The sequence below is a fragment of the Brachyspira catarrhinii genome, assembly GCF_005518285.1.
Classification (GTDB): Bacteria; Spirochaetota; Brachyspiria; order Brachyspirales; family Brachyspiraceae; genus Brachyspira; species Brachyspira catarrhinii.
In genome coordinates this window covers 1-2,474 of sequence record NZ_SJDU01000340.1, presented here as the reverse complement: position 1 = coordinate 2,474, position 2,474 = coordinate 1, and the positions used below count along the sequence as shown (strand labels likewise).

Here is a 2,474-nt window from a genome sequence, read left to right as displayed (position 1 = left end):
TATAAAAATAAATAAATTTTTTTAAGAAAATTATAAATTTTTTTCTTGACTTTTTATAGAAATTTATTATATTTAGGGTGTAATGATTATTAATAAGGATTGAGGAAAATTTTAATTAAAAATTAGCGCGGATTTGAAAGTTCAATGACTAAAAAAAGTTGTTGACAAATTTGCAAAGTTTGTTATATTAGGTGTAGAAAGTGAGAGAAAGGATGTCATTACGAGGCGATAGCCCGAGGCTAAAGCCCGCCGTTGGCGAGTAATCCAAATGCGGATTGCCACGCTTATGCTCGCACACGCTGTGCGCCGCGAGGCGATGACAAATTAAAGAGGATAAAATAAATGACTAAAAGCTGTAAATTGAAATACTGTATAAACGATTGTCATGTCATGTCATGTCATGTCATGTCGCTATTATTGTATAGACAGTCATAAAAATATTCTCGAAACTTTTTTATCAATTAAAAATTTCATTAAACATTTTGCGGGAATCTTTACTCGCGCTGACAGGGATTGCCACGCTTCACGCTGTGTGCCTAACGGCAACGCTCGCAATGACATGCATTTTCGTCATTCGCTTCTGCGTCCCTTTGGGAACGAGGCTATTTATAGCCGAAGTAATCCACAATTCGATAAATATTGGAGATTATTCTTTGATGAATCATTCTCCGTTATTTATAAAAAAAATTTATTAATATGGAGGTTTTGTTTATGAGAAAACAAAGCACAAAAACAAGGCTAATGGTTTTAGCTACAGCTTTATTGCTTGTCTGGGTCGGCATAAGCTGTAAAAATAACGTTAGACCCGCAGAAGGAGGCGGTTTGGACCTATCGCGACCAGATGATACCACTAATATAATTGGTAATCCAGGCGGATTGTTGAACGACAACGAACTCGGAAACTGGAACGATAAGATGATACAAATTAGACTTCTTGCCGAATCCGATGAAACTTCATACAAAAGAAATCCCGTTATTGCCACTCTTGATGGAGATGTAACTGGAAGCGGAATAGTTACCGTATTTGAAAGAAGAAAGGTGGGAACATCTGGAGATAGGGACGTAGCGATAAACGGAAGCTCTTTAGTAGAGTTAGCCTATCAATATAGCCCTAACGGCGGTAATGAGTTTGGTAATGAAGGCGTAATTGGAGAGGAGGCTACCGACCCTACTCTTTCAAGAGGCGCTCCAGTAATTTTTACAAGCGGAAAGACTGTCGCTGTAGTTGCGGCTGCTGGAAGCGGTTTCTATGGCTTTAGAGAACCTTATTCTCAAATAAAGATTATCAAAGGAACTGCAAGCGGCTATTCGATTAATTGGGAAGGTTGGCAAGAATTAAATATCACTCATGGCAGTTATACGGGAAGCGAAGCCATTAGAGAATATGTTAAAGAGACTATGGGCGCTAACTATAACACCGTATATTTGAGAAGCGGACAAGGACAAATTTCAGGAAACATTTGGGTTTTGACATTAAGCGTAGTTGACTTTGTAGAAAATCAACATGGATACTTTGGCGCTTTGGTTATTTACTCTGATGATGGCGGGGTTAATTGGAAGTTCGGTCCTTATAAAAAACATCAAGGTTCAACCGCTGTTCCTTGGTGGCCATACGATTCTTCATCCGACTATAGAGAAGCAAGAGGAGTATTGTTCGATGGCACTACAGTAACCGCAATGGCCGCTCCAGAAGCTATAGGCGACTCAACGCCAAAACCTTTAGCGTTGTATAAGGGAACATACTCTGATACAGGAGAAATGACTCTTACTACTACGGGCATACTTGACGCTACGGGCGGATTCGAGCTTGCCAAAGATACGAAAAATAACACACACTACTTCATAAATACGAGAAAGAGAATTACGAGCTACAACAAAATTTTGACTATAGCCGAAGTTTCAAGCGATGTCAATCTTATCGGAGCAGAGATGAAAATGACAGGCGTAAGCGGAGTAGGTTCTGTGGCTGTTTTGGCGGACGGAAGTATAGTTACCATAGCGGAAGAGGCTTTTACATTAGGTTCTACAGCGAGAGAAACTAAATTTAATATCGTTCAAAGAAGATTCACTCCTGGTTATATGAAGGCAAATTCTATGATAATAGGAGATGAGCGATATTTTAATCCTAATTACGATATTGCCGATATGGATAATTAATTTAGACAATATGGTGTTATTATGACTTCGTAATAGAAGTTGTTATAATGCAGAACCTTCTAAAAGATTAATGTAGTAGAGAGAGTAGAGATACTTTCTCTGCTATTTTTTTGTCGTTTATATTTGTCATTACGAAGGAAGTGAGGCTTAAAGCCCGCTGTAAGCGAACGACTGAAGTAATCCAATTAGAATTCGTTAACAATTCAGATGTAAGCATGCAAGGGGCAACAGCCCCTTGTTATTAGAAAGTTAACGAATTCTTATAATTAAGATTTATAAGTTTGCGGGTAATCTACATTCTTTCAGATAATAAAATT

Annotated in this window: 1 protein-coding gene; it reads left to right on the top strand. The window is 38.2% G+C overall.

Going from position 1 to position 2,474, the window contains the following annotated elements:
* The first annotated feature begins 711 nt into the window (after positions 1-711).
* Positions 712-2,157, top strand: a complete 1,446-nt coding sequence (locus tag EZH24_RS10240; RefSeq protein ID WP_137999038.1) for a sialidase family protein — start codon at positions 712-714, stop codon at positions 2,155-2,157.
* The last annotated feature ends 317 nt before the right edge of the window (positions 2,158-2,474 follow it).